The sequence below is a fragment of the Absiella sp. AM09-50 genome, assembly GCF_003433845.1.
GTDB lineage: Bacteria > Bacillota_I > Bacilli_A > Erysipelotrichales > Erysipelotrichaceae > Hoskinsella > Hoskinsella hominis.
The window spans coordinates 13,707-37,994 of the sequence record NZ_QVFI01000030.1 but is presented as its reverse complement, the minus strand read 5'-3'; the positions used below and the strand labels follow the sequence as shown (position 1 = coordinate 37,994).

Annotated in this window: 22 protein-coding genes; 3 read left to right on the top strand and 19 right to left on the bottom strand. The window is 35.5% G+C overall.

Annotation, left to right across the window (positions count from 1 at the left end):
- The 4 genes from DW114_RS18230 to DW114_RS18215 form a co-directional block, all read right to left on the bottom strand.
- The coding region (locus DW114_RS18230) for an AAA family ATPase (RefSeq protein ID WP_158554340.1) at positions 1-780 on the bottom strand (780 nt) is incomplete at its 3' end.
- A gap of 100 nt (positions 781-880) precedes the next feature.
- Positions 881-1,174: a PD-(D/E)XK nuclease domain-containing protein gene (locus tag DW114_RS18225; RefSeq protein WP_158552345.1), complete on the bottom strand. Its 294-nt coding sequence runs from the start codon at positions 1,172-1,174 to the stop codon at positions 881-883.
- Positions 1,175-1,189: 15 nt separating this feature from the next.
- On the bottom strand, positions 1,190-2,458 hold the full coding sequence (locus DW114_RS18220; RefSeq protein ID WP_117455343.1) for an AAA family ATPase: 1,269 nt from the start codon (positions 2,456-2,458) through the stop codon (positions 1,190-1,192).
- A 145-nt stretch (positions 2,459-2,603) separates the two neighbouring features.
- Positions 2,604-3,452: a radical SAM/SPASM domain-containing protein gene (locus DW114_RS18215; protein ID WP_117455341.1), complete on the bottom strand. Its 849-nt coding sequence runs from the start codon at positions 3,450-3,452 to the stop codon at positions 2,604-2,606.
- A 112-nt stretch (positions 3,453-3,564) separates the two neighbouring features.
- Here DW114_RS18215 and DW114_RS18210 point away from each other — a divergent pair, with 112 nt between their 5' ends.
- Positions 3,565-4,905, top strand: a complete 1,341-nt coding sequence (locus DW114_RS18210; RefSeq protein ID WP_117455339.1) for a uracil-xanthine permease family protein — start codon at positions 3,565-3,567, stop codon at positions 4,903-4,905.
- 17 nt (positions 4,906-4,922) lie between these two features.
- Here DW114_RS18210 and DW114_RS18205 read toward each other — a convergent pair whose 3' ends face one another.
- The 7 genes from DW114_RS18205 to DW114_RS18175 form a co-directional block, all read right to left on the bottom strand.
- A complete protein-coding gene (locus tag DW114_RS18205) occupies positions 4,923-5,339 on the bottom strand; it encodes a YjdF family protein (protein ID WP_117455337.1) in 417 nt (138 codons plus the stop codon).
- Positions 5,340-5,474: 135 nt separating this feature from the next.
- Positions 5,475-8,045 carry a calcium-translocating P-type ATPase, PMCA-type gene (locus DW114_RS18200; RefSeq protein ID WP_117455335.1) on the bottom strand — a complete coding sequence of 857 codons (2,571 nt, stop codon included), beginning with the start codon at positions 8,043-8,045 and terminating at the stop codon, positions 5,475-5,477.
- A gap of 100 nt (positions 8,046-8,145) precedes the next feature.
- Positions 8,146-8,598, bottom strand: a complete 453-nt coding sequence (locus DW114_RS18195) for a hypothetical protein (RefSeq protein WP_117455333.1) — start codon at positions 8,596-8,598, stop codon at positions 8,146-8,148.
- Position 8,599: 1 nt separating this feature from the next.
- Positions 8,600-9,679 (bottom strand): cell division protein FtsZ, encoded by a 1,080-nt coding sequence (gene ftsZ, locus DW114_RS18190; RefSeq protein WP_117455331.1) that lies wholly within the window; start codon positions 9,677-9,679, stop codon positions 8,600-8,602.
- Between the two features lie 22 nt (positions 9,680-9,701).
- Complete coding sequence (locus tag DW114_RS18185; RefSeq protein WP_117455329.1) at positions 9,702-10,961, bottom strand: cell division protein FtsA; 1,260 nt, start codon at positions 10,959-10,961, stop codon at positions 9,702-9,704.
- Positions 10,962-11,118: 157 nt separating this feature from the next.
- Complete coding sequence (locus DW114_RS18180) at positions 11,119-12,540, bottom strand: cadherin-like beta sandwich domain-containing protein (RefSeq protein WP_117455327.1); 1,422 nt, start codon at positions 12,538-12,540, stop codon at positions 11,119-11,121.
- A gap of 18 nt (positions 12,541-12,558) precedes the next feature.
- A complete protein-coding gene (locus DW114_RS18175; protein WP_117455325.1) occupies positions 12,559-14,457 on the bottom strand; it encodes a dockerin type I domain-containing protein in 1,899 nt (632 codons plus the stop codon).
- Between the two features lie 232 nt (positions 14,458-14,689).
- Here DW114_RS18175 and rpmB point away from each other — a divergent pair, with 232 nt between their 5' ends.
- Together rpmB and DW114_RS18165 are read left to right on the top strand one after the other, a co-directional pair.
- Positions 14,690-14,881, top strand: coding sequence for a 50S ribosomal protein L28 (rpmB, locus tag DW114_RS18170; protein ID WP_117455323.1), 192 nt, complete (start codon positions 14,690-14,692; stop codon positions 14,879-14,881).
- A gap of 70 nt (positions 14,882-14,951) precedes the next feature.
- A complete protein-coding gene (locus DW114_RS18165; RefSeq protein WP_158552696.1) occupies positions 14,952-15,833 on the top strand; it encodes a diacylglycerol/lipid kinase family protein in 882 nt (293 codons plus the stop codon).
- Between the two features lie 34 nt (positions 15,834-15,867).
- Here DW114_RS18165 and DW114_RS18160 read toward each other — a convergent pair whose 3' ends face one another.
- The 8 genes from DW114_RS18160 to DW114_RS18125 form a co-directional block, all read right to left on the bottom strand.
- On the bottom strand, positions 15,868-17,490 hold the full coding sequence (locus DW114_RS18160; protein ID WP_117455319.1) for a nucleoside kinase: 1,623 nt from the start codon (positions 17,488-17,490) through the stop codon (positions 15,868-15,870).
- Between the two features lie 68 nt (positions 17,491-17,558).
- Complete coding sequence (locus DW114_RS18155) at positions 17,559-18,167, bottom strand: thiamine diphosphokinase (RefSeq protein ID WP_117455317.1); 609 nt, start codon at positions 18,165-18,167, stop codon at positions 17,559-17,561.
- Complete coding sequence (gene rpe, locus DW114_RS18150; protein ID WP_117455315.1) at positions 18,155-18,817, bottom strand: ribulose-phosphate 3-epimerase; 663 nt, start codon at positions 18,815-18,817, stop codon at positions 18,155-18,157. Before rpe ends, DW114_RS18155 begins: the two co-directional genes overlap by 13 nt.
- A 17-nt stretch (positions 18,818-18,834) precedes the next feature.
- Complete coding sequence (gene rsgA, locus DW114_RS18145; protein WP_117455313.1) at positions 18,835-19,704, bottom strand: ribosome small subunit-dependent GTPase A; 870 nt, start codon at positions 19,702-19,704, stop codon at positions 18,835-18,837.
- A complete protein-coding gene (pknB, locus tag DW114_RS18140; protein ID WP_117455311.1) occupies positions 19,701-21,434 on the bottom strand; it encodes a Stk1 family PASTA domain-containing Ser/Thr kinase in 1,734 nt (577 codons plus the stop codon). Before pknB ends, rsgA begins: the two co-directional genes overlap by 4 nt.
- Positions 21,418-22,164 carry a Stp1/IreP family PP2C-type Ser/Thr phosphatase gene (locus DW114_RS18135; protein ID WP_233512191.1) on the bottom strand — a complete coding sequence of 249 codons (747 nt, stop codon included), beginning with the start codon at positions 22,162-22,164 and terminating at the stop codon, positions 21,418-21,420. The genes pknB and DW114_RS18135 overlap by 17 nt, the downstream gene beginning before the upstream one ends.
- The gene (gene rlmN / locus DW114_RS18130) at positions 22,164-23,216 is read right to left on the bottom strand and encodes a 23S rRNA (adenine(2503)-C(2))-methyltransferase RlmN (protein ID WP_117455307.1); all 1,053 of its coding nucleotides are present in this window, start codon (positions 23,214-23,216) and stop codon (positions 22,164-22,166) included. Before rlmN ends, DW114_RS18135 begins: the two co-directional genes overlap by 1 nt.
- Positions 23,217-23,300: 84 nt before the next feature.
- A complete protein-coding gene (locus DW114_RS18125) occupies positions 23,301-24,083 on the bottom strand; it encodes a hypothetical protein (RefSeq protein ID WP_117455305.1) in 783 nt (260 codons plus the stop codon).
- Between the last annotated feature and the right edge of the window lie 205 nt (positions 24,084-24,288).

Here is a 24,288-nt window from a genome sequence, read left to right as displayed (position 1 = left end):
CCCTTCACTGGTATAATATCCATCATACCAGTATTTTAATTCTTCATATCCTATACTACTCATCTGATTACATAATTCTTTTACTTCATCTTCATGAAATCCAAAATATAAATCATATTCATCATCATTCATGAAATTTAATTCATCAAACATATTCAATTCAGATCCGCTAGAATACTTTGCGATTGGTAAAACGCCGGTCATGTACGCTAATTCAACATATGTCTTACTTTTTAATAACCCTCTCAAAAATTCTAAATACTCTTTTTTATTTTCATCTGTCATAAATTTTTTATAAAAAATACTATCCCATTCATCCATTATAAAAATGAAGTTATCTTTCGTTGCATAAAACAGTGTACTTAGCGAATCATCTGTCTTTCTGACTTTGATATTATAATAGTCTATGAGATCGCTTTTCACTTTTTCATATATACTTGTAATATATTGTTCATAAGAATTACAATTTTGTGGAACACTACTAAAATCAATATAAATCACATGATGTTTATTGATATGTTCTTCAAAAGATGCCGTTTTTGCTATTTTCAAATTTTCAAATAACTCATGGGTATCATATCCTTTTGTATAATACGCACTAAGCATTGCTGCATTGATTGTTTTTCCAAATCTTCTAGGTCTAGTAATACAATAATAACAATCTTCACTACCAATTACATCATTAAATTTATCAATCAACATACTTTTATCCACATAGATTTTTTTCTTTAATACTCGTTGAAATAATTCTACAGGAATATCCGTATCTAGATAATACATATCCATCACCTCATCTCTTTTTATATTATAGACTATTTTTTCCTCTTTTACTATGAAAAAAGCATTATCTATATAATTCATTAGACAATGCTTATCATTCCTATTTATATTTTTCAATAATACAATCATGATGTTTATGCTCATCTGCATCTGTAGAATAATTAATACCAACAAACAGTATTTCATCAAAATCTTTTACTCGTTCTACATAGTTTTTCTTTTTGATTTGATCAATTGCCTCTTCTGCGCTTTTATTATATTTCAGTTCCAAGATGATTGCCGGATATCCTTTTTTCTTTGGCGTAAACAAATAATCTACAAAACCTTTACCTAACTTATCTTCTCTTGTGACTTCATAATAATTTCTTGCATATAGATAACATAATGTAATCACACATGACAAGCTATTTCACTCTGTGCACCTGTCGGCGTCGTTATTATATTGTAAGAATGGTATTTCTCGATCATGCGCTTCTTCGATATATTGTGCAACTTTTTCTCCATCCATCGCGATTGTCGCATCTAATACATTTTTTGAATTATTAACGATATCTGCGACACCACCCATACTCTTTCTTTTTAACACTCTTTGAAATTTTTCCATTAATTCATGATTTGGTATTCTCAAGAAACCATCATGATAGGACAAGAACCCAAAGACCACCATGGCGGATAATATCTCATCCCGACTGTCTAAGCGTAACTGTTCTGCACCATATCCTTCCAATTCTACTTCTATAGGAATACCTGCCACCATTTTCACAATGTCTTCTCTTACTGCATCTACATTATGTTCTATATATTCAGCTATTTCATTCATTGGCCTTGTTTCGGTCCAATAGTTAAGACAGATGCCATCTATTAATGCTGATGAATCAGATCGTGGATTAAATAAACTTGAACCATCTGATTTGTAATATCCATCATACCATTTTTTTAATGTTTCAAATGAAGGCTTCGTGTATTTCTTAGTTAATTCAATAATTTCCTCTTCATCAAACCCAAAATAATCTTCATAAATCCTATCGTTCATAAAATTATATTCTTTAAACATATTCAACTCAGATCCGCCAGAGTATTTTGCGATTGGTAACACTCCTGTCATATACGCCAATTCTACGTAAGGTTGATCTTTTAATAATCCTTTCAAAAATTCTAGATAAGCTTTTTTATCCTTTTCTTGCATAAAATCTTTATAAAAGATACTGTCCCACTCATCCATAATAAAAATAAAAGAATCATTTGTGTCTAAAAACATTTGATATAAATAATCATAGCTTTTTTCTGAAAGTTTTGGATATATGTTCATCAAATCCTCTTTAATTGTTTTCATAATGCTATCAATATAAGTATGATATGAATTACAATAATCTGGCATTCTACTAAAATCAATATAGACCACATGATGTTGATTAATATGTTTTTCAAAAGATTCCGTTTGGGCAATTTTCAAATCTTTAAATAGCTCATGTGTATCATACCCTTTTGTGAAATACGCAGCCAGCATATTCGCATTCATCGTTTTCCCAAATCGCCTAGGTCTAGTCACACAAACATATTTATTTAATGTTCTGATTCTTTTTTGAATTTCATCGATCATCAACGTTTTATCAACATATAAACTATTTCGATATTCTTGAAAATTAATGATCGGTGTATCAACATCCAAATAATACATAAGCACACTCCCTTTCGTCTTTTAACCATAATCTTTGTCTATATTATAACCTCTTACATAACGAATAACACACTTAATGTCTATTAATTATATTAATATAGATATTTAAAAATATAAAAAAATGCAATATATGAATAATCATATATCACATATGTTTTGCATCCTTAGAAAACCGTAATCGATAACTACATCTTTGACATAATTCCTCTTTAACTTCTTGCTTTGCGAATGCCTGTACCATATCTATGACACGTTTTGAGGAAAGAATTTCTTTCATTGGTGTTTCAAAGATATTGCCTAAACAAATATCCGCTTTACTGTCTAAACAGCAAGGAACGACATCTCCATTTGATAAGATTCCACACATTTGTTTCATGCCAAGACAATATCCCTCATCGCCTACATAAGGATGGTTCCTATCTGGCCATTCAAATACTTCATCAAAATGTAAAAAGGTGTAATCCGATAAACGAACAGATCCTTTTTCAATCTCTTTTATCTCACATTGGTATAAAGTTTCCAGTTTTTTCACAATCGCTTTTGTGGCATCATCTAACATACCATGCCTCATACACCATAGACGATAACTTACAAAACATCCCTTTTGAGCAAGCTGTTTTCCCACCATAACGGCATTTTCTATGTATGCTTCCTGCATGTGCTGTGGAAAACTATGGAGGGATATATTGATTTGACGTATCTTGGAGGATAATAAAATATCCGCCTTTTGTTTCAACAAGGTGCCATTGGTTGTCATGTTTACCATGATATTGGACTTCTCACATATGGAAAGGAATTGTTTTAAATCTGGATGTGATAAAGGTTCTCCCATCACGTGTAGATATATATATTTGGTATATGGCTTGATTTGATCAATCACATATGTAAATTCTTCGATCGTCATTATTTTAGGTTTTCTTTGATTCTGTATACAAAAACTGCAGGCTAAGTTGCAAGTATTTGTGATTTCTATATATATTTTCTTAAATCGCATGCTATCACCTGTTCCATAGTACCATAAATTTGTAAAAAAACCTATATTCAAAATTTAGATTACAGGGCATTTATGGTATACTAATGTAGGTTTTAAATAAAAAGGAGTCTATATGAAAAAAATATTTGAAGAAAAAGTAGAGGAAATGCCGCTTATTCTGGATGAGAATGAGTTTCATGAAGAACCTGCAAGTCAGATGATTCTTGATGTAAATGAACGTCCTGGCAACCTGCAATGGCTGTTTCTAAGTTTCCAGCACGTATTTGCGATGTTTGGCGCAACCATTCTGGTACCTACGTTAACCGGCCTTCCCGTTAGTGTTGCCTTATTTGCCAGTGGTATTGGTACACTAATTTATACGGCTTGTACGAAAGGCAAAGTTCCAGTATATCTGGGTTCATCTTTTGCGTATATTACTGCTGTACAAATTGCGATTGAAGCATTGGGTGGTAATCCAAGTGCTGCACAGACTGGATTGATGCTGGTTGGTCTGATTTATGTCATTGTTGCGATTATTGTGAAGTTTATTGGTAAGGATTGGATTGATAAATTACTACCACCAATCGTTATTGGTCCAATGATTGCGGTAATTGGATTAGGCTTGGCAGGAAATGCTGTTAAAAATGCCGGCTTTGTGGAAGGTGGCGATCCTAAAGCGATGATTGTTGCACTTGTAACCTTTATGGTTGCGGCACTTATTTCCACAAAAGCAAAAGGCTTCTTTAAAATCATTCCTTTCTTAATTGCGATTTTAGTTGGTTATATCTTATCTGTATGTTTTGGCTTAGTTGATTTTACACCAGTGATGGAAGCGAAATGGTTCGCATGGCCTGAATTTATACTACCATTTCATTTGGGTAACTTTAAAACTTATGAACTGTATTTTGGGCCTGAAACACTTGCAATCTTGCCGGTTGCCTTTGTGACCATCGCAGAACATATTGGAGATCATACGGTATTAGGTAAAATATGCGGTAAGAATTTCTTAAAAGATCCAGGATTAGATCGTACATTGATGGGTGATGGTATTGCCACTGCCGTATCTGCATTCTTGGGTGGTCCTGCCAATACGACATATGGTGAGAATACCGGAGTCATCGGTATGACAAAAATCAGTAGTGTCTATGTTACCGCCGGTGCTGCATGTATTGCGATCATCTTATCTATGGTACAAAAGATTTCAGCCTTTATATCTACCATTCCTGTATGTGTACTGGGTGGTATGAGTATTCTGCTTTATGGTGTGATTGCCAGCAATGGTTTACGTGTATTAGTAGATAATAAAATTGATTTTGGTAAACAGCGCAATTTGGTCATTGCCAGTGCGATGTTGGTGATTGGACTTGGTGGTGCCATTCTTCCAATTGGAAGCTTCATGACTTTATCTGGTACTGCATTGAGTGCTTTGGTTGGGATTATCTTAAATCTTATCCTTCCAAAAAGTGAAGCATAAGTAAGAAAGCATCAGGGTTATCTGCCCCGATGCTTTCTTTTCTTTTTCTGCTGTTTTTTCTCAAATCGTTCTACTTTTTGAGATGATACATCCTGATGATGCTCCTTTTTCTGTTGTATCAGAAATGTTTGCATGGCCTTTTTGTAAGCATTCTGTGATTTGGTGGATACGCAAGGCTGTTTCATCTGTTTTGCTATCTCTCGAATTGAACGTTTGGGATTTTTGTGTATGGATTTCTCCACCACATTGTCTGTCGAACAAAAACGTAAATGGTCATAGTGTTGAATGATCCAATGATATACCTCCTGATCATTAAATTCTTTTGGTATAACATTACGTGAAATCATCTGTCGATCATCCACATATACCTCTACCCAAATGATCCAGAAAGGATCTTCAAAGAAAACACGCAACACAATTCCTGTTTTGTCCATATGACTTCCTCCTTATATGCTGCAAACACAAAGAAGGGACGACCAAGGAGGAGGGTTACTGATATCCATAAAGGATATGTCTGGACTACCAACCAGACTGTGTTTTCATCTTTGCTACATTAAGGATACCATATCTTATTTATCTTTCGCAATCCATTTACTGATTTCATTAATGAGGATCACACTCATGCTTAATCCAAAAACAATGCCCCATTCTACGATACTTAATGATACTGTTTTAAGCAATGTATGGAAGATAGGCAATTGACAAACTGCAATCTGTAACACTAATGATAAGATTACAGTTAATATCAGCCATTTGTTTTTGAAGATACCTACCTCAAAGATGGAGTGGCGCATACTTCTCAGATTTAATGAATGAAATAATTGTGACATGGATAATACCATAAAAGCCATTGTCTGTGCGTTTTGAGAACTTGTGGTCAAACCATATCGAAAAGCTACTAAAGTAATCGTTCCGATAAAGAAGCCATTCATTAAAGTAAAGATCATTCCACCATGTGCAAATAGACTTTCTTCTCGATCTCTTGGTTTTTCAGACATAATGTATTGATCCTTTGGATCTACACCTAAAGCAAGAGCTGGAAAAGCATCGGTCACCAAATTGACCCATAGAATTTGAATCGCACTTAAACAGGATACCACCTTTGGCATAAACACAATCGCAAGGAATAAAGACATGACTTCCCCAATATTACAGCTTAACAGGTATAATACTGCTTTCTGAATATTCATATAAATATTTCTGCCTTGCTCCACTGCCATAACAATTGTCGCAAAGTTATCATCTGCCAAAATCATATCACTGGCCTGTTTACAGACATCCGTTCCTGTTTTCCCCATTGCGATACCAACATCAGCATTTTTCAGGCTTGGCGCATCATTAACGCCATCCCCTGACATAGCGACAACATCTTTACGTTTCTTAAATGCATTCACAATACGTACTTTATGTTCTGGTGTTACCCTGGCAAATACACAAATATTGCTGATTTTATCCTTTAATTCCCCATCACTTATTTCATCCAGCATTCTTCCTGTCATTACCTGATCGCTACGTTTCGCTATTTTCAGCTGTTTTGCAATTGCAAAAGCTGTTAAGGGATGATCGCCAGTAATCATGACGACACGAATGCCTGCTTGATGACACAGTTGAATGCTGTCTTTTACTTCCTCACGAGGTGGATCAATCATTCCCGCAAAGCCCACAAAACACATCTTTCCTTCAATCGCATCCTCATGTGCACTTTTCATTGTTTTTCTAGCCAGTGCTAGTACACGCTGTGCATCTGAGCTGACCTGTTTGCTTGCTTCTAAAATACGATTTTTTTCAAATGCACTCATGCGTACCTGTTTCCCATCTATGAGTACAGTTGTGCATAAATCCAATATCTTTTCCGGAGCACCTTTGGTATAAGCAATATATCCTTTATCACTTTGATGAACAGTGGTCATGAGTTTACGGGAAGAATCAAAAGGTATCTCATTCACACGAATATAATTACGTTCACATACAGCTTTATGCATTCCCTGTTGTTCACAATATGTTAATAACGCTGCTTCTGTAGGTTCCCCCATGACTTCTTCACTGACGATTGCATCATTACATAAAGCAAAACCACGCAGCAGCTCCTCATTTGATCTTTGAAGAATGCCATCGGCATAGGTACTGACTACCTTCATATGATTTTGTGTCAATGTGCCTGTTTTATCACTACAGATCACGCTGATGGAGCCTAAAGTTTCTACTGCATGAAGTTTACGGATAATCGCATGGTTTTTACTCATGACCTGAACACCCAGTGCTAAAACAATAGTAACTACCGCAGGAAGTCCTTCCGGTATTGCCGCAACCGCAAGCGAGATGGATAACAACAACATATCAAATAGATTTCTACCCTGTAGTATCGCTACAATAAACATTGCGATACAAATACCAACAGATAAAATACCTAACAGTTTCGATAAGTGTGCAAGCCGCATTTGTAATGGTGTTGGATCTTCTTCATGTTTTGACAGCATGCCGGCAATATGGCCAACTTCACTATCCATACCACAGCGAACAACAACACCTCTCGCCTTTCCATATGTAACATACGTAGACATAAATACCATGTTTTTCTGATCATGTAAATCCACTACATCATCATATTCAGCTTCACAATCTTTTTCTACTGGAACACTTTCTCCCGTTAATGTACTTTCTTCTACTTTTAAGTTTGTTGCCTGAAGCAAGCGGATATCCGCAGGAATATAATTTCCAACACTCAGTTCAATGATATCGCCAACTACCAAATCTTTAGAGTCAATCTCTTTTAGATATCCTTCCCGGATAACACTGGCTTTGGGGGATGATAATTTTTCTAATGCATCAATTGCCTTTTCAGCTTTGAATTCCTGTACAACGCCAATGATTGCATTCAAGATGATGACCACAAAAATGATAGATGCATCAATTATTTCATGTAAGAAAATTGAAATGATTGCCCCAATAATCAAAATGATGACCATCGGATCTTCAAACTGCTCAATAAACATCTGAAGTGGTGTTTCTTTTTTTTGTTTTACCAGTTCGTTTTTTCCATTCTTGGAAAGTCTTGTTTTCGCCTCCTGTTCACTTAAGCCGATATTCTCATCACTGCCTAATTCTTTTAGAACCTGATATCGATTCATACGATATGGCATATGTGATCCCTCCTTCATAGTAAAGACTATGGATATATGAAAGGAATTATGAACACTTCGACAAAAGGAGTCAAAAAAAGGATAACCAAATACGGTCATCCTAACTGATTCTATCTTTCTTCTTTTTAAAGTTTTTGACCTTATCACTTAAAACATCTTCTAAATGATCCATAAACATTTCCAGTTCATTTAAATGATAATGCTTTGGAAATAAATCAAAATAGATTCGTTCACAGGTATGTGCTTCTACATCATATTCTATACAGCTTCCACTAAAGGTCTGTACGCTGTCAAAATCTTCTAAAGCAAGAAAACTGCTTCTTAAATTTCCGCGTATTCCATGAATGTCGAATACTGCAGGACTCTGTAGTACCACAAGATCAGATGATATTTCATCTTTAAAATGCTTGATTTCTTTTTCATATGTGTGGGTACTACTGATTAATATAATCCCCTGATTCAGATGTTCAATTTTATTCAGAAAACGTTCCAGCATTTCTTTAGAAAAAGGACTGTTCTGAAAAAAACTGTCATCGATATAATAAACTTTCATACTATCTTCTGCTGAAGAATGATGGGATACCTTCATCATCGTCATCATCAACAGGTTCCTGATAACGTACTTTTTCTACTTCAGGACGTGCAGGTTTTGCTGCTGGCTGGGTAAATGCAGGCTTTTCTTCTTCCTGAGGCATTTCAAAACCAGTAGCGATGACTGTAACAATAATGCTGTCACCTAAGTTTTCATTAATTGCGATACCAAAGATTGCATCAATATCGTTTCCAGCAGCTTCACGAATGACTGCCATTGCATCTTCTGCATCAAATAATGTAACTGATTCTCCACCTGTGATATTGACGATTGCATTCTTAGCACCTGAAATCTGTGCTTCCAATAATGGTGATTGAATAGCTTTTTCTGCAGCGATTTTTGCTTTATCTTCACCATCTGCCATACCAATACCGATTAACGCAGAACCCTGATTTTCCATGATTGCACGAACATCCGCAAAGTCCAAGTTAATGAAGGCAGGTACAGCAATTAAATCTGTAACTGTCTGAACTCCCTGACGTAATACATTATCTGCAGCCTGGAATGCTTCAGTCAATGGTTTTCTGCCAATAACTTCAATCAGATTATTGTTTGATACGATAATCAGTGAATCAACATACTGACGTAATTCCGCAAGTCCACTTTCCGCAGACTGTAAACGTTTTTTTCCTTCAAATGTGAAAGGTTTTGTGACAATACCCACCGTTAACGCACCTTCATCTTTTGCGATTTTCGCAAATAAAGGAGCAGCTCCGGTACCTGTACCTCCACCTAAACCAGCAGTGATAAATACCATGTCACTGCCTTTGATTGCTTCACGAATTTCATTTTCACTTTCTTTTGCGGCCTGACGTCCTACTTCAGGATTTGCACCAGCACCTAAACCATGTGTTGTTTCACGTCCTAATACAATTTTATTTTCTACAGGAGAATTCTTTAATACCTGTAAGTCAGTATTTGCAACATAGAATTCTACACCCTTTACACCTTCGCTTACCATTCGGTTGACAGCATTACATCCGCCGCCTCCGATTCCGAATACTTTAATATTTGCCACTTGTTCAAATCGTAAATCTGTCATAAAAACAATTCCTCACTCTCTCTTATTTATCGTTATTTAGTAAAATACTTTTTAGTTTTTTTGTAAATCCGCCTTCATCATCCATGGCGCTCTTTTTTGTTACACTTTCTACAGCATTTTCTACTTCATAGATATCACAACTGATTCGTTCATCTTTACGAATATTTAAAGCTTCTTTCCAGCTATAGAATAATCCAAGACATGCGACCAAAGAACAATCTCTGGCACCAATTGTCTGAGGTACATAAATTGTTGCTTTTGCGTTAAAGTTTGGAAGAAGTTGCTGTAATGATTGAATTTCACAACCTTCTCCAGTAATCAGATAGCGAACATCTCCACTTTCAATAATTGGAAGACATGCTTCATTGACCATTTCGATCCATGCTTTCAGATATGGCATAATAGCTTCCTGAACGCCTTTTTCACTTATCTGTTTTTGTTCCCCAAGTTCACTCCATATGTAAATGACATTATCTTTGACGATATCATCTAATAAATTACAAGTATTTTGTACTAAACGAAAACCTATACTGTCTTTTAAATGATAATCTTCCCTTAAGCTTGTCAGCCATTTTCCATAACCATCCGACAACACCTCACAATTTACTAGTTTACCATGTGTAAATAAGGAAAGTGTTGTATTCTGTCGAGCAATATCAATTAATACCACATATTTGTCCACTGTCTGTTCAAAAACCGCAGCTTCCTGTGCAATCGCATAAGAATCAAGGCAAATATCTAATATTTCTAAACCAGCTTTCTCAATACATCTGGCATAGGAATATACAACATCTTTATTTGCGTATAATAGATCCACGTCCATAATCATCATATCTGCACTCTCATCAATTGGCATCTTTCTGGATGTGATTCCATTTGTGATATATTTAATGCATCCTACATTGACTAATTCAAGTTCAGGATTTGGTTTATATGTAATTGCTTCATTTAACCCACCCTGTATGTGTGATAGACGAATACGTTTACTTCCACTTTCTGGATAAACGTTTACACGTCTATTATGACGTTCTACATCTACGCTTGGAATCGCAACCAATACGCGTTCAATTGTGAATTCCAATGCTTCATTTGCTTGTTTAACAACCTTACGGATTCCGTTAACAACATCTTGCTCATCTGTGATTCTCTTGTTTTCAACACCTTTGACAGGGGTTCTCTCTACACGCAAGATATTGAATCTAGTATCAAAAAATTCACCAACTACGAGCCTTATTTCATGATCCGCAATTTCTACAGCAGCATAAATTTCTTTCTTAATCACTAGGCTAGACCCCCTTAGTATAATGTTTCATTTCATTCTTTATAATCATACCATAATTTCACAGGTTTAAAAATACTTTCGGAAGAAAACTCAAGCTTTTTTTTATATTTTTTTAAAGCCTTTTCATTCTCCAAAAGAAAAGAGGACAAATTTGTCCTTATTCATCCTCTTTCTCTATATGGAATCGATTTTCATAATCTTCTTTTTCAATATCAACTTTTTTATATTTCACCTTTGGTTTTCTACCATGGAAAAAGAAATAACCAGCAAGTCCTAAACATACCACACATCCAGCACCCAATCCATAAATAACATACATCAATGTCTGTTCTTTGTTTTCTTTTTCCTTTACATATGCATCATATTTTTCCTGGGAAATGGCTGCAGCATTAGAAAATCTCTGCAGTGTTTTTTCTTTACTGTCATATTGATAATATACTTCTTTTCCATTTTGATCTAATGCATAAATAATCGCAAAATCTTTAAAAGATTCATCTTCAAATGTCCATCCTGGAAACTTCACTTTATCCACTTCAATTGTTGTAAATTTCATATTGGAACGTGTTTGAAGATTAGCTGGAACATTCACAATAATCAGATTCTGTCCTAATACCCCAACCGGTTTATAAATAGATGTCACTTTCTGTGTCTTTTCATCATAAATATAAAAGTTATTTCCATCGTCCCCATTTAAATATAGCAATGTGATATTTTGGGCTTCACTCTTCCATGCTGGAACTTCTGTATTGTTAATTTTTATTTTGGTTTTTTCAAATGCTTTATTGTCAATTGCTGCACCTTTTACATTTGTGAATACATTCAGTTTTTTATCACCCATGGTAAGTGTTGCAACTGCTTTTTCCTGCACATAAGCTTTAATAGTATACACAGTTGTAGAGCCATCCTCTGCAGTAACCGTTACATTTATAACGTTGTCGCCATCTTTTACTTCAATTTTACCTGTACCGGATACACTTGCTTTTCCATCTTTTGCTTTCGCACTGACGTTAATGCTTTTTGTACCTTCTGGCAAATTTAATTTGTAAGATGTAGTCCCTGCCTTAAATTCTGGAGATAATTTTCCTTCACTTACACCCAGGGAAACAAGGGAACTATCACTGCTTTTAGTTTCCTTTGGTTCTTCTTTTGGTGTTTCCTGTTTTGGCTGTTCGGGTTGTGTATTTGTAGAACCACCATTATTACTTGGTTTTTCACTAGGTCTAGCAATAACTGTTACAGTTGCTGAATCAGATACATTTATATCTTTTTCGCTATCATAGTCCGCAATAACACCAGAAGCGGATATGGTAATCGTACCAGGCTGGCTTCCTGTAACATTATATGATTTAGAACTATTATCTAACCATACACTATCACTTACTGCACCACTGATATTGATATTACCGGCTCCATTAGATGCACTAACGGTAAAGTTTACACTATCTCCTACATAAATCGTACCAGAACTGGCAGATACTGATAAACCTGCCGCATGAATTTTTTCTGGCATGGCAAACATGGAAACTACCATAAACATCATGCATATTAGACTAAAAAACTTCATCTTTATTTTTTTCATAAACTTAGCTCCTAACGATTATTTCCCCATAATAGTATTTTTGATTTTTACATAATCAGCTGGTGTGATTTTTCCATCTTTATTCATATCTGCGGCTTTTAAGGAATCTCCTGTCAATTTAGATTTTCCCATAATATGATTTTTAACTTTTACATAATCAGCCGGTGTGATTTTTCCATCACCATTCACATCCCCCATCTTATAAGAAGGAATTGGCTCTGGGGAAGGACTTGGTGCTGGTGTATTATCTGTTGTACTGTTATTGCCTTTTTGAATGACATTGATCAAAGAAGCATTTACATAACCATAATCATGTGTGAAATCATAAGTACGTTTAATATCCAGATTGGTACGATCTGCGTTTAATGATCCATCCGTTTGTATTTTATACCACGTTGTATTGCCATTGACACTTTCACCAGTTACCTCTCCAATAATCACAAAAGGAAATCCTGTAACTCCTGTATTTCCACTGCCATTGCCTGTTGTATAGATGGCATCAGAAGAAGTAGTTGCTTCTTTTCGAATATTGATTGGTGAGTTGGTTGCGGCGATGCCCAGTGTATACTTACTAGAATCATCTTTTCCTGAAGAAATCTCCAGATAGTAGCTTTGTGCAGCGGCTTTCTCTCCCCAATAAGGATCAGATGCGTATTTTACATTCATACCACTGGCTTTATCACCTAAATGCGGTCCAAAATATCGCCAGTCTGCTGGATCTAAATAGCCTTTATCCACATATACTTCCGCATGATATTTGATACTGTCAGAAACATTTTTATATCCATTTGCTCCATAATATGGATTGCTGTCTACAGCACCATGTCCAAACAGATTATTCTTATCATTGGCGATTTTACTTTGTCCCCAGGCACTTTCATTAATCGCAACACCATACATCAAAGATGCATTGGCGCTATAAATATTCTGGTTATCAATAAAATATTGACCAGCGTTTGTCATTTTTGAAGTTTTCCCATTTAACACATCGTTTACACGTTTATTTAAGTCTGCACCTGTGAACGTTGTTTTTGTACGATGAGAAAGGAACTGATAATAATTGTAAAACGGCTGATTTGCGTTCACTGCACGTTTACTAACACCCGCTTTATAATCTTCAATCATATTACCATAGCTTGTATAGAAATAATGTCCATCATAGCTATAGTATTTTTTATTTGCTGATAAATAAGATGGAGCTGTTCCCATCAACTGTGTAGAAGCAGTAGAATCATTATAGATCCCTGTGCTTACATAATGATACAGATTTCCATTGGATACTTTATAATGACTCAATGTCAGATTATCACTATAAGGAACAATCTGTACATCTTTTTTATCCACAAGTCCAGTTACTCCAGCCATACGAAATTTTACTTTACCATTTGATTCAGTACCCAGATAAGCAGCATCTGCGGCATATCCACCAAAGGTATAACCAGTGGTGCCCGTGCCTACTTCTCTATAATCTGTAGTGTCATTTTTGGTATTAAAGTTTACCACACTATAGCCAGAATTGCTTAACAGCTGACCATTACTGTACACTTCTACATCTCCAACACTACGATATAATGCACGCCTTGTCATTGCATCATTGGCTTCTTTAAAGCTATCATATTCCCCTAAGGTAAAGCTATCTTCTCCACGCCTCATCTTTAATTCATATGTAGCATCATCAGATTGTGCCTTTTTTAATTCATCTTCCATATCGTTGATTTGAGGCTCTATGTAAGATACGTTACCATTTTCATCCATGCTTAAGAAAAGTCCAGTCTGATCTTCATAAGACATTCCCTCAAGTTTCTCTTCATTTTCCTTGTTTTCATCGGCATATAGCAACTGAGAAGGTACCCACAAAGAACATGCCAGGATGCCACTCAGCGATAACCCAATCAAGATTTTTGTCTTCCCTTTCATACATATCACTGTCCTTATTTAATTTATCACAAAAATATCTCACATTAATTCTATACGATATAGTGCCAAAAAGCAATTGACAAAATATGTGAAATCACTTACAAAAGCATAAAGTAAAGGAATTTTGCATATTTTCTTGCAAAAAAATAATTTTCGTCTTGCATTTTCACCACGTAAATGATATGATATCTAAGCAAATTATGTTTAGTATTGTACGGAAGGAGGTAACGGTATGTCAAAAGTTTGTGCAATTACAGGTAAAGGACCTTTATCAGGTAATAAACGCTCTCACTCTATGCGTGCTACTCGTCGTAACTGGAATGTGAATTTACAGAAAGTTAAAGTCGTTGTTGATGGAAAACCTCAAACGATCCGTATTAGTGCTCGTGCATTGAAAACATTAAAAAAGAAAAACGCTATCTAAGAGTGATATAAATGAAACAGGGCAACCTGTTTTTTTTATTATTTTTGTATGATATAATATAAGCATGGAAATGAAGAAACATATTGTATTAATCAATGCGAATGCGCATACTAGAAAAATCAAAAAGCTGTTGGCTGAAATGGAGGATACGTTTCGTAAACAGCATTTTTCGTATGCCTTCTATACAACGAAAGATACAGATAATGCCATTCATATCATGCAAACACAAAAAGAGCCATGCCGTTTTTATATATGTGGAGGAGATGGCACGCTGCATCAGGCTGTTCATACACTTCTGCATACTGCACATGAGGTGGTATTACTACCATGTGGAACAGGAAATGATTTTTCAAGAATGTTGTATGATCATAAAGATGTGTTTGCACATTTTCGTAAAAGTTTAAATCAACAGGCACAGGCAATTGATATTTTACAGGTGAATGATACGCAATGTATTAATGCCGCATGTTTTGCATTAGATCACGATATCGCCAATCATGTACATGATACAAACTGGCATTTGATTCCAAGAAAGCTCGCATATCTGATGACTGTATTACGCAGAATCTTTGTATATTCATATCCTATTCTGTCAATTACATTAGATGGGGAAAAAATATTTGAAGGAAAAGCCATCTTTGCGACCTGTAACAATGCCAGATTCTATGGTGGTGGTTTTTGTATGACACCGAATGCTTTATTACAGGATGGGAAAATGGATATCTGTATTATTGAGGGATTTTCCAGATGGAAAATCATACCAAAATGTCCTGCCTTATTGACAAAACAGCCACAAAAGCTGAAAGAATGTCACCTGTATCAGGGAAAAGAAGCGATCATTCATACCAATCAGGGTGTGAATCTGGATGGTGAAATCTATCAGGATCAAGATGTACATATCAAAGTACTGCCTCAGGCTTTTCAATTAGTTAATGAATTAAAATCATTTTAAAAAGGACTTGTGATTGAACACAGGTCCTTTTCCTTTACCCTACATCAAAGATACTAGTACCTAAGAATTCCGCAAGAATGGAGCTTTTTGGCACTGCTTTTTCATCTCCATCTTCAAAGTATTCTAATAATTTTTTTAATCGATTTGCCTCTAAATAAGTTGGATCATTCATCGGCACTTGATCTAATAAGGGAATCACGATTTTCTTTAGGATACTTAATTCATATACCATACTGGTATTAAAAATCATATTTGTTTCTTCTTGGAATGGATAGATAAACTTATCTTCATTATCTCTGACATTCTTCCAGAAGGAAATAGTTGATTTTGCGTCCCAGCCACGGGATTGATGATCTCTTGCGATACGGCGAATCAAACGATAATCACTGGTTGGAATACGATTATGGCTATCTAAGTTCATATGTGTTAATGCATTGATATATATCTTATATTTTGCATCTGGTGGGATATAGGCACTTGTCTTTGGATTTAACCCATGAATTCCTTCTATGATCAGAATTTGATCTTCATCTAAAATAGTCGGCTTGTTTTCCCATTCACGCATACCAGTTTTGAAATTGAATATTGGCAGCTGTACAGGTTCTTTATGCATCAGTTTTAACATGACATCATTAAATAAGTCCAGATCTAATGCTTCCAAAGAATCAAAATCATAATTTCCATCAGGTAATATTGGACAATCTTCTCTATTTTTATAGAAGTTATCCATAGAAATCGGTAATGGTTTTTTGCCTAAAATCTTTAAATGAATGGATAAACGTCTAGAAAATGTTGTTTTTCCTGCACTGCTTGGTCCGGCAATTAAGATAAACTTGGTATTTGGATGATGATTTACGATATCATCTGCGACAAAACCTAATTTCTTTTCTACCATGGTTTCACTCATTAAAACTAATTCATCCATTTTTCCTTCCTGAATGGCTTGATTTAACTGTGCAATATCACTGACATGTATCATTTCACCCCATCGCTCAAATTCCTGAAAGACCTGAAACAGTTTCTGTTGATCTTCAAAATGATGATTTGCGGATAACCAAATACCTGAAGCATAAAAGCGGATAGAGAAATGTTTTAAATATCCTAAATGAGGCAACATAATACCATAAAAATAATCATGAATATCACAAAGTGTATAAATGCTGCTTTCTTTACTTTTGCGTGTATCTAATAGGGATGCTTTATGCTGCATACCTATCCCATTGAAAAATGCCACGGCTTCTTTTGTTGGTACAACGCTGCGTTTGATTTCTTCCTGTCGATCGATTAGTTCCTGCATCTTTTTTTCAATTTGTTTAACATCTTTTAAACACAAATATGGTTGTTTTTCCACTTCACAGAAGATACCGCCACTTAATGCATGTTGAAGATGTACATTGCTTTGTGGAAATAAAAGTTTTACGGCAGCAATAAAAGCGAAATGTAAAGTTCGCTCATATATCATTTTTCCTGTTTCACTATCCGCATAAACAAGTACCATCGTACCTGATTCTTTTAACTGATAGCGTAAATCTCTTAATTTTCCATTATACATCACCGCATATATTTGATCTTTATCCTTACGCTTGTAAATAACCTCTTCTACTGATATTGGTTCTTCTTTTGTTAATGTATTTCCTTCTAATTGTATTTCCAACATGTATTCATCTTCTTTCTTTTCTTTATTATACCTTATTTTTCTAAATTTTAGACCAGAAAAAGAAAAGACTAGGCATCCCTAGTCTGAATCATTAATACTTTGCCTTTATGTATGGTGATATCCGCTTCCTCATGTATAATCTCATTGGATACTGTATAAATATCTTTTGTGGAAATTTCTTGTTTAGAAAGTGGATATGCCACATTTTCTTCACTGATACAACTGTCGCATAAAGCTAAGAAGCTTAAATATTGATAAGCATCTTTTTTTACCTTGTAGTGTCCTTCTTTCAACAGCTGTATACGATTTTGTTCATTCATTAAAATGATGGGATATTCTCGATGTATTAATAGGTAAAGGTTTGCTAATTCATGATCGATTCTTCCACCAAGACCGCCATATAGTATGATTTCCTCATACTGATGCTCCATCGCATAAAAGATTGCGACTTCTGTATCTGTTTCATTTTTATGTGCAGGAAGCGGCATGATATCTGTAGCTTTTTCAATCATCGCTTTTTCTTCATCGTTTACACTATCGAAATCCCCAACCGCACATACCATAGGAATATGCTGTTTGATACAGGAAATAGCGCCATGATCAATGCCAATATAGTCGTACCCTTTTAAAACAGGAACATTTTGACTCATTCCTGCCACTAGTATTACTTTTGACATAACAGTGAATCCACAGCTTCCTTAATATTCTGTTTAAAAATATAACTACCGGCAACTAATGTATCACATCCAGCTTCTACTGCCAGTTTTCCTGTTTCCGCATTGATACCCCCATCAATTTCGATACGAGTATCATAGTTATTTGCTTCGATTTCTTTGCGCAGTTTACGTACTTTATCTAACATATCTTCCATAAAAGATTGTCCCCCAAAGCCTGGCTCTACACTCATAACAAGTACAAGATCCATTTCTGATAAATATGGCAGTAATGCATCCACAGCTGTTTTTGGTTTTACAGAAACCCCAGCTTTTACACCAGCAGCACGAATCTTGCGACAAAGTGCAATACAAGCTTCGATATCTTTTACTGCCTCTAAATGGAATGTTACCATATCAGCGCCAGCTTTCACAAAGATTTCAGAAATCATTTCTGGATTATCTACCATGATATGTACATCCATGAACAGATCACTGCATTTTTTAAAGCCTTTTAGAATATCTGGGCCAAAGGTTAGATTTGGCACAAAGTGTCCATCCATGACATCAAAGTGCATCCATTTGGCGTTGCTTTCATTTAATTCCTTCAGCTGTTCACTGGTATTTGCATAGTCTAATGATAAGATTGATGGCGCAATAACTAATTCCTTCATATAATCCTCTCCTCTTCTTAATATTTTGGTTTTCCTGATTTGATCATTGCTACGATTTCTTTATAATGTTCATAGCGTATTTTACTGATTTTCCCAGCTTCCACTGCTTCCTGTATCTTACATCCGGGTTCATTGATATGAATACAATCATTAAACTTACAAGAATACAAGTAGTCTTTAAAATCAGGAATACATTCTTGTAAAGTCATGACATCCATATAACTAAAATCCATAGAAGAAAATCCTGGTGTATCTCCAACCCAGCCTTGTGCCACTTCATGTAGTTCACAATGACGTGTAGTATGTTTTCCACGTCCCAAGGCTTTACTGATTTCCTGTGTTTGAAGTTTAAAATCTGGTTCTATACGATTCAACAAAGAGCTTTTCCCAGCACCACTTTGTCCAGTCAATACACTAATTTTTCCTTTTAAGGCAGCACATAATTCTTCTGTAGCATAACCTTTTCCACTTTCATATACCTGATATCCGCTTCTGCGATAATCTTCGATTTCCTGATGGATGGGATCATCTTCACGAATTAAATCCAGCTTGGTAATACATAAAATCGGTGTAATATTGGCATAAGCAATCTGAAATATCAAACGGTCAATCAATGTTGTGGAAAAATCTGGATCCTTGCATGACATCACGATAATTGCCTGGTCTACATTGGCAATAGCTGGACGTTTTAATTCATTCTTACGCTTTTGAATTTTTTGTATCCCAATCTGATCAGAAAAATGTTCTATGGTCACAATATCACCTACCACAGGTGCGTATTGTTTTCTAAGTTTTCCCATCGCCACGCATAAATGACGATTGCCTTGTTCATCTAATACTTCATATTGATTAGATATGATCTTTATAATTCTTCCCTGTTGTTTCATGGCTGATAGTAATACAGCATGATATATGCCTCTCCCTCTTGTGTATATTGTGTGCCTTCTGCCGGATCACAGCTGATGACAACATCGTACTTAATTGTTTTCAATTCTTCTTCACTTAGTTCTGATGTAGATAATGGTGATGATACAACCACAAAGCCTTTTTCGCCCAGTTCTTTTGTGACATCTTCTACTTTTCTTCCCACGATATTCTCTAATTTCATGGTTGGTTTTGCGGTAACGGTAAAGGTGATGGTTTCTGTTTTATCAGGATCCAGTTTATCGCCTTTTTGATGTCCTTCCTGTTTTGTGATATATCCGGCTTTTTTATCCACAGCATATTCATAATTCACTTCCACTTTCAGATTCGGATTTTCTTTTGAAAGTTTAGCAACTACATCATCATACAATTCATTTGTATAATCACCCACCACAAAGTAAATACCTTTGCTGATGGTTAGTGTGAAATGCGTTCCTTTTTTCGCTTGTTCTCCTATTTCAGGACTTATGGAAATCACTTTGCCTTTTTCTACATCATCACTTAATTCTTCTTTGACTGTAATATTTTCTGCATCAAAGCCACTTAACTTTAAAGTCTGAGTAGCATCACGCTGTGTCACATTCAAGACATCAGGTACTTCAAAACTTTTCTCTGTATGGAATACACCTGATAGTAATAAAATTGCCACTGTTACACCAATGCAGATCAACGCCAGTAATACAACGATGATAACTTTGGTATAACTTTTACGTGGTGGAATTTCTTCCTCATCATCTTCATCATCCATTTCCACAATCTTTTGTTTTGCTTTATTCACCGTTTTTTTACCAGTTACCTGTTTCTTGGATGTCATAACCATTGTTGGATCTTGTTCTTCTTCAAAAACCAGTTTTTTTACATCACGATATTGTGGCAATAAACATAAATCCAGATCATGCAGCATTTCCTCAGCGCTTTGATAACGCAGTGATCGATTTTTTAAGGTTGCTTTTATGATAATGTTTTCCACCGACTGTGGAATTGTTGGATTAAATTCAATTACACTTGGCACTTCTTCACGTAAATGTTTCATCGCAATCTGTACAGGATTATCTCCATTAAAAGGAACACTTCCTGTCAATAATTCATAAAACACGATTCCAAGTGCATAGATATCCACCTGATTGGTTGGTGTTTCTCCACGTGTCGTTTCAGGTGCTAGATAATGCGCGCTGCCTAAAACTGCATTGGTCTGTGTCAATTGGACAGCATCATGTGCTAAAGCAATCCCAAAATCGGTAATCTTTACAGTACCATCATCTTTTACCAAAACATTTTGTGGTTTGATATCACGATGAATAATATTGTTTTCATGGGCATGTTGAACAGCACTTGTCAGCTGAATCATAATATTGACTGCTTCATCTGCCTGTAAAGCGCCTCTTTGTGAAATCAACTGTTTTAATGTTCTACCTCTCACATATTCCATAACGATATAGTGGCGGCCTTCATATTCTCCCACATCATATACATCCACCACATTGGGATGATTCAATTTACTGACCGCATTGGCTTCTCTTTGAAAACGCAGCAATGCGACTGGATCTTTTCCAAGTTCCCCACGCAAGATTTTTATTGCGACTTCACGGTTTAAAATCGTATCTACCGCAAGATAAACATCCGCCATACCACCTTCACCCAAAGCAGTGACCAGCATATAGCGTTCCGCAATCATCTTATTCATTTCCCCCATCCTCCTTTTCAATTACGATGACACTGACATTATCATAGCCACCGGCATCTAAGGATAGTTTAATTAAAGCATCTACTTTATCTTTTACATTACGATTGGATTGTAAAACATACTGAATGTTATGTTCTGGAACATATCCATGCAAGCCATCACTACATACCAAAAGTGCACACCAGTCGTTTTTTATTTTATTGATATCAATACGCATACTGTTCCAGATTCCCAATGCATTGATCAATACATTGCGATTTGGATGTTTTGCCGCTTCTTCTTCACTTACTTCTCCACGCTTTAATAAATCCGCAACATAGGAATGATCTTCTGTCAAACATAAGAAATCATCCTGATACAGTCCATATGTACGAGAATCTCCTGCATTAAAGATATAGGTGTTATCCTCCTGGGTCAACACTCCCACAATGGTTGTTCCCATTCCTTTTAATTTTTCATCCCGTGTAGATTGCGTAAACACCATATCATTGGCTTCCTGAATCACTTTTTCCAGCCAGCGTTTCACATCCTGATCATTTTTTAATTCTTTACAGGATAAGAAAGCCTCTTTCATATGGTCTACCGCCATTTTACTGGCAACATCACCAGCATTTCCACCACCGATGCCATCACAGACAACTGCTAACAGCGCATGATGAGCGTTCTCCATAATACATAAACTATCTTGATTATTTTTTCTTCGTAATCCCTGGTGACTGGCACCGTAATATTTCATCATCATCGCTCCATTTCTTTTTCTTTTCTTAAGTGTTTTACACGCAGCTGTCCACATGCCGCATCAATATCTGCGCCATGCTCTTTACGAATGGTACAACGCACACCTTTTTTCATCAGGGCATCATAGAATACCATTGCTTCTTCATATTTTACACCTTTAAAACCATTTTCATCCACTGCGTTATATGGAATCAGGTTGACATAGGCATTTAAACCTTTCATTAACTTCGCTAATTGATCCACATGTACCTTTTGATCATTCACACCCTTTAACAGGATATATTCAAACGTTAAACGACGATTGTTTTCACTTGCATATTGATGAATTGCCTTCATCAGTTCTTCTAAAGGATATGCTTTATTTATTGGCATCAGCTCATTACGCAACTCATTGTTAGGCGCATGTAAAGAAACTGCCAGATTGTATTGGGTATGTTCTTTGGAGAATTCATAAATTTTAGGCACAACTCCACATGTGGAAATTGTAATATGACGTGCACCAATCCCTAAGCCACGATCATGATTCACCGTTGAAAGAAAATTCATGACATTTTCATAGTTGTCAAATGGTTCACCTGTACCCATGACTACGATATGACTTAAACGATCCTGCGTTTTATCCAGATCCTGTTGTACATACAGCACCTGCGCTACCATTTCACCACTTGTCAAATTTCTTTTTTTCTTCGTTAGTCCACTTGCACAAAAAGCACAGGCCATATTACAACCGACCTGGCTGGTTACACAAATGCTCTTCCCATAATCAAACTGCATCAGTACACTTTCAATCAAGGAACCATCTTCCAAAGCAAATAGATATTTACAAGTTCCATCACTTGATACCTGTTTATCACGCAACTCTAAAGGCTTTAACTGATAGTTTTCTTTCAGCACTTCTCTTGTATCTTTTGATAAATCACTCATATCATCAATGGATGTGACACGTTTGCGATACAGCCATTGAAAAATCTGATGTCCGCGAAACTTTTTCCATCCATGTTCTAAAGCTAATTCACTCATTTCTTCATAATTGAAATCATATAAACTTTTCATTTTATCACCGCTTATTATTTTAACATAGAAACGCACAGAGAACATATACAAAACACGATTTTAAGGAAACTTTTAGATTTGTATTTATGAATCATCCCAATCTATACCATCATTTATAAAACTAATGGACATCACTGTTTTTGTATGTGGTAAATAATCCACAATACAATACCCATCCTGTGCATCATCACGCATTTTATAACTGGAGGAATCAAAAATCCACAAATCTCCAAACTCATCATACCCTTTTATCTGCGTATAAAATATGCTTCTTGAAGTATGTTTACGCACGCTGCTGCAATGGAAAAGCATAACCTGATCTGGTTCGTCAAGATACGTTAAATCTTGTAAATGGGTTATGATCTCCACACCTCCCCCAATTATAGAAAATATCCCCATTCCTGTAAGTAACAACATAAAAACAAGGGATATCATACCATTGGATACTGTTTTAAGTTTCCACCATCGTTTGATTTTTGGAAAAAGGATAATCATAGCGATAAATGAAAAGATGCCAAATACAAAAATGATCCAGTCCTCTGCTTTCCCCCTGTCTGTTTCAAATGGTCGAGCAATTGCATACATTCCAATAACAATCCATATAAAGGCAACACATAATAACACGAACTTCAAAACAAGCATCCCCATATCCTGAAAACTGGCATGATTGTATTGATTTCTTTTCTTCAACATATGATAAGTTATAAAACAAAAGACAGCACCTGCACATAAATAAAAAATCGCCCTTACAAAGCCCAAATAAAAACCTAAACGTTTATCAACAAAATGAAAGGTAATTGTAATCGCAAAACAAATACATAAAATAAGCAATACCGTTAAAATATTTAGCTTTTTTTCTCTATTCAAATCTTTTCACCTCTTTATACTGTATTGTTAAATGATACGAAATATCCACATAAAAAGCTATGATTTTTTATTTTTTCAGATATACAGTATCACTTCTGTAAGATTCTTTATATTTTTACACCTTATTTCCAAAAACTATAAAATTATATGTATGGAATAAGATGTCTTAAAGCATAGTTTCATTAGATGAAATAAAAACAGCGCT

Coding starts and splice junctions, on each gene's coding strand:
- DW114_RS18220 (WP_117455343.1), bottom strand. CDS start 2,458: ATGTATTATTTGGATGTTGATACACCGATCATTAATTTTCAAGAATAT.
- DW114_RS18215 (WP_117455341.1), bottom strand. CDS start 3,452: ATGCGATTTAAGAAAATATATATAGAAATCACAAATACTTGCAACTTA.
- DW114_RS18210 (WP_117455339.1), top strand. CDS start 3,565: ATGAAAAAAATATTTGAAGAAAAAGTAGAGGAAATGCCGCTTATTCTG.
- DW114_RS18205 (WP_117455337.1), bottom strand. CDS start 5,339: ATGGACAAAACAGGAATTGTGTTGCGTGTTTTCTTTGAAGATCCTTTC.
- DW114_RS18200 (WP_117455335.1), bottom strand. CDS start 8,045: ATGCCATATCGTATGAATCGATATCAGGTTCTAAAAGAATTAGGCAGT.
- DW114_RS18195 (WP_117455333.1), bottom strand. CDS start 8,598: ATGAAAGTTTATTATATCGATGACAGTTTTTTTCAGAACAGTCCTTTT.
- ftsZ (WP_117455331.1), bottom strand. CDS start 9,679: ATGACAGATTTACGATTTGAACAAGTGGCAAATATTAAAGTATTCGGA.
- DW114_RS18180 (WP_117455327.1), bottom strand. CDS start 12,540: ATGAAAAAAATAAAGATGAAGTTTTTTAGTCTAATATGCATGATGTTT.
- DW114_RS18175 (WP_117455325.1), bottom strand. CDS start 14,457: ATGAAAGGGAAGACAAAAATCTTGATTGGGTTATCGCTGAGTGGCATC.
- rpmB (WP_117455323.1), top strand. CDS start 14,690: ATGTCAAAAGTTTGTGCAATTACAGGTAAAGGACCTTTATCAGGTAAT.
- DW114_RS18165 (WP_158552696.1), top strand. CDS start 14,952: ATGAAGAAACATATTGTATTAATCAATGCGAATGCGCATACTAGAAAA.
- DW114_RS18160 (WP_117455319.1), bottom strand. CDS start 17,490: ATGTTGGAAATACAATTAGAAGGAAATACATTAACAAAAGAAGAACCA.
- DW114_RS18155 (WP_117455317.1), bottom strand. CDS start 18,167: ATGTCAAAAGTAATACTAGTGGCAGGAATGAGTCAAAATGTTCCTGTT.
- rpe (WP_117455315.1), bottom strand. CDS start 18,817: ATGAAGGAATTAGTTATTGCGCCATCAATCTTATCATTAGACTATGCA.
- rsgA (WP_117455313.1), bottom strand. CDS start 19,704: ATGAAACAACAGGGAAGAATTATAAAGATCATATCTAATCAATATGAA.
- pknB (WP_117455311.1), bottom strand. CDS start 21,434: ATGGGGGAAATGAATAAGATGATTGCGGAACGCTATATGCTGGTCACT.
- DW114_RS18135 (WP_233512191.1), bottom strand. CDS start 22,164: ATGATGAAATATTACGGTGCCAGTCACCAGGGATTACGAAGAAAAAAT.
- rlmN (WP_117455307.1), bottom strand. CDS start 23,216: ATGAAAAGTTTATATGATTTCAATTATGAAGAAATGAGTGAATTAGCT.